The sequence below is a fragment of the Pseudonocardia lutea genome (assembly GCF_042658055.1).
Lineage (GTDB): Bacteria > Actinomycetota > Actinomycetes > Mycobacteriales > Pseudonocardiaceae > Pseudonocardia > Pseudonocardia lutea.
The window spans coordinates 71925-78716 of the sequence record NZ_JBHSQK010000102.1 but is presented as its reverse complement, the minus strand read 5'-3'; the positions used below and the strand labels follow the sequence as shown (position 1 = coordinate 78716).

Sequence of the window (6792 nt, the reverse complement as noted above, 5' to 3'; positions counted from 1 at the left end):
AGCGCGGCGACCGCCCGGACGTCGCGGGCTACGTCGCGGGGGTGCTCGGCCCGGTCGCCGAGCACGACGCCCGGCGCGGCACCGAGCTGCTGCGCACGCTCGAGTCCTACTACGCGGCCGGCGCCAGCCCGAGCCGCGCGGCGGCCGCGCTGCACGTGCACGTCAACACGGTGGCGCAGCGGCTCGAGCGGATCGGGACGCTGCTGGGGGAGGGCTGGCAGGAACCCGACCGGGCGCTGGAGATCCAGCTGGCGCTGCGGCTGCACCGGCTCGGCGCGTCCGGCCGGACCGGCTGACCCCCTCACGTCGGGTTCAGTTCACCTGGACCCGTGGCACGCGCTTGCGCAGCTCGCCGTCGGCCTTCTCCTCGAACCCGTGGGCCTTCAGCCAGCCGGAGATCTCCTCGCGGTCCGGGTGCGTCATCGGCACCACGTTGTAGACGTAGTTGAGGTGCCGCTGCGCCGCCTCGCGCTCGAGCCGGTCGAGGACCACCGCGCCCAGGCCCTCGCCGCGCCGGTCGGGGTGCACCACGATCAGGATCTCGGCGTCGCCCCAGGAGTCGTCGAGCCGGCCGTAGCCGATCACGCCGCGGGAGTCCTCGGCCCGCCACCACTCGTCGGCGAGCGGGTCGCCGTCCGCGGGGGAACCGAGGCCGAACAGCGTCGGCGGGAGGTCGCCGAACGCCGCGGCCTTCGCCGCGTCCCAGCGGGCGGGCGCCTCCTTGGTCCAGCCGCCCCCGTCGCGGGTCGCCTCGCCGTCCACGCTCGTCCTCCTCGGTGGTCACGCCACGGGCCGACGGGGGGTCACGGTACCGCCGCGCGTGCCGATCCGCCCTCCTCGCCGGACCGGCGGGCCAGGGCGTGGACCAGGTCCGTCGCCGTGACGAGGCCGACCGGCCGGCCGCCCTCCACCACGAGCAGGGCGTCCGTGCCCCGGTCGTCCATGCGTGCGGCGACCTCGTGCAGCGGGGTGTCGGGCGGGACCGCGACCGCGGGCCGCAGCACGTCGGCGACCAGCAGCGTCGCCATCCCGTAGGGGCCGCGGCGGGCCGCGAGACCGCGCAGCAGGTCGACCTCGGCCACCATGCCGACGCAGCGGCCCTCCCGGACCACCGGCAGGTGCCGCACGGTCCCCGCCACCATCAACCGCAGCGCGGTCGGCAGGGGGGTCGCGGGATCGACGCCGACGAGCCGGCGCGACATCACCGCACGGACCGGCGGGTCGTCGTCGAGGGTCTCCGGCGGGGCCGGGCGCTCGTGCCGCTGCTGGGTCATGCTCGCTCCTCGGGGCCGGGCCTGGGCCCGAGCGTCCCGCACCGCGGCCCGCGGGGGCAGGGGCCGACGGCCCGGCCCGGACCCCACGAGGGCGGCGGGGCTCCCGACCGGCGGGGACCTTCGCCTCTCGCGACGGCCCGTTGCAGGTGCGAAGACTCGGCGCCATGTCCGCACACCCGGTGCTCACCCCGGACGCGGCGCAGGCGGCGCAGACGGCGCTGCGGATCGCCCCGCTCGTCGACGCGGCCCGGGCGGCCTCGGCGCCGGAGGGGTCGGCGCCCTGGTTCGTCACGGCGGTGGACGACGGCGTCGCCGTCCGGTCGGTGGTCCGGCGCTGGTCGCTCGCCGAGGAGCCGCCGGCCCGGGTCACGCGGGTCGCCGCGGGGGCGGGCCTGCGCGCCATCCGGCTCGCGGTGGCCGCCCAGGGCCGCCGCCCGCAGGTCACGCACCCGGTGGAGGAGGGACTGCTCGCCGTGGTGCGGCCCGGCGTGGCGTGTGTGCCGCGTCCCGTGGAGCGGGCCCTCTACGCGGCCCTCCGGGACCGGGGCAGGCCGCACCCCCCGGCCGGACCGCGCGGCGCCGCCGCCCGGTCCGTGCTGCGGCGGGCCGCGGAGACCGAGAGCGCCTGGCTGCGCGGGATCGACCACCCGGTCGTGCCGGGCGACGAGCTCGGCCCCGCCTGGCCCGGCCCGACGAACGGGGAGGGGCCGGTGGTCCCGGAGGCCGGGGAGCCCGAGTTCGTGCTGGTCGGCGCGGCGGGCCGGGTCCCGCACGCGGACCTGCGGACGGGGCAGGCCGTCGAGGCGCTGCGGCTGACCGCCGCCCTGCTCGGGCTGCACACCGCGGTCGTCGCGGCGCCCGCGGACGCGGCGGCGCTGCGGGCGCGGCTGCCGGACCGGCTCCGGGACGTCGTCGACGGCGCCCGGGGCAGCACCGTGGCGGTGCTCGAGTTCTGGTGGAACGGGACGGGCTGACCGACGCCGGGGTCAGGCCGGCGGGTCCGCCGACAGCAGGAGGTCGGCCAGCGGCCGGCGGGGCGTCGCCGGGACCGGCCAGCCCTGCCCGATCCGCAGCACGACCTGGGGCGGCCGGACGCCGCTGATCAGCCGCCGCATGCTCTCCCGCAGGTCGGGGACCTCCACGAGCTGGGAGAGGAAGGACACCGCCAGGCCGTGCGTGGTGGCGGTGAGCAGCACGCGTTCCATGGCCTGGCCGGCCCGGATCTCCTCCCGCGGGCCGTCGGCGTACGCGCTGAGCACCGCGATCAACGGCTCGGCCTCGACGCCGTCGGCGGTGGGCCCGGTGCCGCCGCTGTAGTCGCGCAGCACCCACGTCGCGTTGGGCCGCGGCAACGGTCCGCCGGCCGCGGCCGGGACGCCGTCGACCCGGTCCTCGTCCTGCCCCGTCCAGCGCTCCAGCTCGGCGACGAACTCCGGGTCGGCCATCTGCCGTTCGTGGGCCTGCCGGGCGAGCGCACCCAGCTCGACCCGCTGGACCGGATCGGCGACGAGGTCCAGCCAGGCGCCCTCGTCCAGCGCCGCCCGGCGCAGCGCGTGCCGCGCGGGTGTGGGCACCTCGGCGTCGGTGAAGGGCCGGCGGTTGGTGCGGCGCCGCGGCACGGCCTCGAGCAGCCGGCGCTGCTCGGGCGTCGGGGGCCGCGCGCCGCCGCGGCGGATCGTCGCGACGTGGTCGGGGCACGCGGGGTCCGGCAGCAGCGTGACGAGCGGGCGCACCCCGTGCCCGGTCAGGGCCAGCCGGAGGTTGTACAGCGCCGCGCCGCACGCGATCCGCAGCTCGCGCCCGCTCGGGTCCGCGACCGTGAGCTGCCGCGAGCGGTCCGCGTGCAGCTCGATCCCGTCCGCGGTGAGCCGGAAGCGCCAGGGTTGCGTGTTGTGCAGCGAGGGCGCCCGGGAAGCCGCCTCGACGGCGTCCCGCAGCTGCCGCCCGGTCAGCCCGAGCGAACCCGTCTCGATCATCACCGCTCGCCGTCCGAGGTCCCGCGGGTCCGCGACCGGACCCGCGGTCAGCCTGCGAGCGGCGCGACCGCGGCACTACCGTCGAAGGTCCCGTGCGGGTGGGGTGTTCGACCCGTCGCGGTGGGTCGCGCCGGGCTTGTCGCGATCGCGCGGCGGGTGACACCGTGTCCCGCGGACGAGCGACGGGAGGGCTGATGACGCGGCCGGGTCAGGGACCGGACCAGGGCCCCGCGGTCTCCGGGGTGCTGTCCGGGCTGCGCCTCGACGAGCTGCTCGGCGAGGTGCAGGAGCGGCTGGGCCAGATCGTCGCCTCCCGCGACCGGATGCAGAGCCTGCTCGACGCCGTGCTGGCGGTGGCCGCCGGGCTCGAGCTCGAGGCGACGCTGCGCCGGATCGTGCAGTCCGCCGTGGACCTCGTCGACGCCCGCTACGGCGCGCTCGGCGTGCTGGCCCCCGACGGGTCCATCGCGCGGTTCATCGACGTCGGCCTGGATCCCGGGGTGCGCGAGACGCTCGGTCCGCCCCCGACCGGGAAGGGCCTGCTCGGCCAGCTGATCCTGGACCCGCAGCCGCTGCGGCTGGCCGACCTGACCCAGCATCCGGTGTCCGTCGGTTTCCCCGCCGACCACCCGCCGATGCACAGCTTCCTCGGGGTCCCCGTCCGGGTGCGGGACTCGATCTACGGCAACCTCTACCTCACGGAGAAGCTCGGCGGCGGCGAGTTCACCGCCGACGACGAGGTGATGCTGCACGCGCTCGCGGCGGCCGCCGGGATCGCGGTGCAGAACGCCGACCTGTTCGAACAGGGCCGGCAGCGGCAGCACTGGCTGGAGGCGCTCGGCGAGGTGCGCGGGGAGGTGCTCGCCGGGGCGTCGGACGAGGAGGTGCTCCAGCTCGTCGCCGTCCGGACCCTCGAGCTGACGGCCTCGGCCGCGGCGGTCGTGCTCCTCGGCCCGGACGAGGACGGCTGCTACGAGCTCGGCGGCAGCGCCGGGGAGCCGTTGGGGCTCCCGGAGGGGCCGATCCGGGCCGGCGCGGACCTCGACGAGGTGGCCGAGAGCCGCAACCCGCTGCTGGCGGACTCGCCGGCGGCCTTCCTCGACCACGACGCGGACTCCGTCCCGGCCGGTCTCGGGCCGTCGGTCGCGGTGCCGATGCGCTCGGGGGAGCGGGTGATCGGGGTCCTGGTGGCGCTGCGGCGGACCGGCGGCGAGCCCTACCGGCCGAACGAGGTGCCGCTGGTGACCTCGTTCGCGGAACAGGCGGCGCTGGCGTTGGAGATCGCGGAGAAGTCGCGGGCGCAGCGGCAGCTCGACGTGCTGGCCGACCGCGACCGCATCGCCCGGGACCTGCACGACCACGTCATCCAGCGGCTGTTCGCCACGGGGCTGAAGCTGCAGAGCACGCTGCGCCGCGCGGTGCGCCCGGACGTCCAGGAGCGGATCCTCCAGGCCGTCGACGAGCTGGACGAGACCGTCCGGGAGATCCGCACCTCGATCTTCGACCTGCACGGCGCCGACGACGCCGGGGTCAACGTCCGGCGGCGGCTGCTCGACACGGTCGACGAGGTCGTCGCCGGCTCGGCGTTGACGCCCTCGATCCGCACCTCCGGTCCCGTCGACACGCTCGTGCCGGACGATCTCGTGCCGCACCTGCTCGCGGCGGTGCGGGAGGGCGTCAGCAACGCCGTGCGGCACTCCGGCGGCCGCACCGTCGCGGTCACCGTGGAGGCGGGGTCCGACCTCGCGCTGCAGGTGGTCGACGACGGCACGGGCCTGCCGGACGGCGTCGCCCGCAGCGGGCTGCGCGACCTCGCCGACCGGGCGGAGGAGCTCGGCGGCACGCTGGAGGTGCGCCGGCGGCCGGGCGGCGGCACCCGCTTGGCGTGGCGGGTGCCGATCGACCGCGGCTGAGCCCCTTCGGGCCCCCCTGGGTGAGCGACCTCAGCGGGCCCGGCGACGCCGCTCGGTCGCGTACACCGCGGCCTCGGTGCGTCGGGAGAAGCCGAGCTTGTGCAGCAGCGAGGAGACGTAGTTCTTGACCGTCTTCTCGGCGAGGTAGAGCTCGGCGCCGATCTGGCGGTTGGTGAGCCCGTCGGCGATGAGGTCGAGGATCCGCCGCTCCTGCGGGGAGAGACCCTCGTAGCGCGGGTCGTCGGGCTCGGAGCCGTGCCGGAGCCGTTCGAGGACCAGCGCGGTGGCCTTGGGGTCGAGCAGTGAGCCGCCCGCCGCGACGGTGCGCACGGCCCCGATGAGGTCGGTGCCGGCGACCTGCTTGAGCAGGTACCCCGCGGCGCCGGCCATGATCGCCCCGAACAGCGCCTCGTCGTCGGAGTACGAGGTGAGCATCAGGCAGGCCGGCGGCGGGTTGAGCGTCGACCGGACGTCGCGGCAGACGGTGATGCCCTCGCCGTCGGGCAGGCGGACGTCGAGGATGGCCACGTCGGGCCGGGTGGCCGGGATGCGGGCCAGGGCCTGCGCCGCCGTTCCCGCCTCGCCGACGACCTCGATGTCGTCCTCGGTCTCGAGCAGCTGGGCGATCCCCCGACGGACGATCTCGTGGTCGTCCAGCAGGAACACCGAGATGGTCACAGGGCCTCCTCGTCCTCGACCGGTCCGACGCTAACGGCCCGCGCAACCCCGCGCCGGGCCCGGAAGGTCCGGGCCGCCAGGGCCGAACGTCCCCCCACCACCGAGCGGGTCCCTCTGCCCCGCGGGTCTCGCCTGTTCGGGCGTACGGATCGACGCCGTCGGAGCAACTCCGTGGATCACCGCCACGGGCTGTAACAGCCGGGACGGGGGTGGCGCTGAGGGCGTGGCGGGCCGGACGGAGACGCCCCCCGACGTCCGGCCCGTCATCGAACGACCTGGAGGTGGAGTGCCCGCCCTCGCCGGCCCGACCGCGGCGCCCGTGGCCGCGGCCCGTGACCAGACCCTGCTCGAGGACGCGCTCGTCGCGGCCCGGGCGGGCCAGGAGTGGGGCTTCGTCGTCCTCTACCGCGACCTGCAACCACGCCTGCTGCGGTACGCCACCGCACTGGTCGGCGGTGACGCCGAGGACGTCACGGCCGAGACGTGGCTGCACGTCGCCAAGGACCTGCGGCGGTTCGCCGGCGACCTCGACGGCTTCCGCGGCTGGGCCACCACGATCTGCCGCAACCGGGCGATGGACTCGGCGCGGGCCCGCACCCGCCGCCCGGCCGACCCCGCGGAGCCGGCGGACCTGGTGGCGCTGGCCGATCTCCGGCACACCGACGGCGCGGTCCTCGACGGGCTCGCCACTCGGTGGGCGATCGACCAGATCCTTACGTTGCCGCGCACCGAGGCCGAGGCGGTGCTGCTGCGCGCGGTGATCGGGCTCGACGCGCCCACGGCCGCCCGGGTGCTCGGCAAGCGGCCCGGCGCCGTCCGGGTCGCGGCGCACCGCGGCCTGCGGCGGCTCGCCGAGCGGGTCCGGGCGGGACCCGACGGCGTGGGCGCCGGGCACGGGTCCGGGCACCGCGGGCACGGGTCCGGTGAGCGGAGAGGGGCCGCCGATGTGTG

8 protein-coding genes are annotated in these 6792 nt (G+C 77.0%); 4 read left to right on the top strand and 4 right to left on the bottom strand.

Annotated elements, in window-relative coordinates; all coding sequences use genetic code 11:
* Positions 1–296: PucR family transcriptional regulator (locus ACFQH9_RS29455; RefSeq protein WP_379571242.1), on the top strand; the 296-nt coding region annotated here is incomplete at its 5' end.
* 16 nt (positions 297–312) lie between these two features.
* On the opposite strand, the gene ACFQH9_RS29450 is transcribed toward ACFQH9_RS29455, so the two are convergent.
* Positions 313–762: a GNAT family N-acetyltransferase gene (locus ACFQH9_RS29450; protein ID WP_379571240.1), complete on the bottom strand. Its 450-nt coding sequence runs from the start codon at positions 760–762 to the stop codon at positions 313–315.
* Positions 763–803: 41 nt separating this feature from the next.
* Positions 804–1274 (bottom strand): CBS domain-containing protein, encoded by a 471-nt coding sequence (locus ACFQH9_RS29445; RefSeq protein ID WP_379571238.1) that lies wholly within the window; start codon positions 1272–1274, stop codon positions 804–806.
* A 164-nt stretch (positions 1275–1438) separates the two neighbouring features.
* Between ACFQH9_RS29445 and ACFQH9_RS29440 the strand changes: the two genes are divergently transcribed.
* Entirely contained in the window at positions 1439–2248 is an 810-nt protein-coding gene (locus tag ACFQH9_RS29440) for a nitroreductase family protein (protein WP_379571236.1), read from the top strand.
* 12 nt (positions 2249–2260) lie between these two features.
* Here the strand turns inward: ACFQH9_RS29440 and ACFQH9_RS29435 are convergent, their stop codons facing one another.
* Complete coding sequence (locus ACFQH9_RS29435) at positions 2261–3250, bottom strand: Acg family FMN-binding oxidoreductase (protein ID WP_379571234.1); 990 nt, start codon at positions 3248–3250, stop codon at positions 2261–2263.
* A 194-nt stretch (positions 3251–3444) separates the two neighbouring features.
* Here ACFQH9_RS29435 and ACFQH9_RS29430 point away from each other — a divergent pair, with 194 nt between their 5' ends.
* The gene (locus ACFQH9_RS29430; RefSeq protein WP_379571232.1) at positions 3445–5163 is read left to right on the top strand and encodes a GAF domain-containing sensor histidine kinase; all 1719 of its coding nucleotides are present in this window, start codon (positions 3445–3447) and stop codon (positions 5161–5163) included.
* A gap of 30 nt (positions 5164–5193) precedes the next feature.
* Here the strand turns inward: ACFQH9_RS29430 and ACFQH9_RS29425 are convergent, their stop codons facing one another.
* Entirely contained in the window at positions 5194–5841 is a 648-nt protein-coding gene (locus ACFQH9_RS29425; RefSeq protein WP_379571230.1) for a response regulator, read from the bottom strand.
* A 286-nt stretch (positions 5842–6127) separates the two neighbouring features.
* On the opposite strand from ACFQH9_RS29425, the gene ACFQH9_RS29420 reads away from it, so the two are divergent.
* Positions 6128–6792, top strand: a 665-nt coding sequence (locus ACFQH9_RS29420) for an RNA polymerase sigma factor (protein ID WP_379571228.1), incomplete at its 3' end; no start/stop codon positions are given.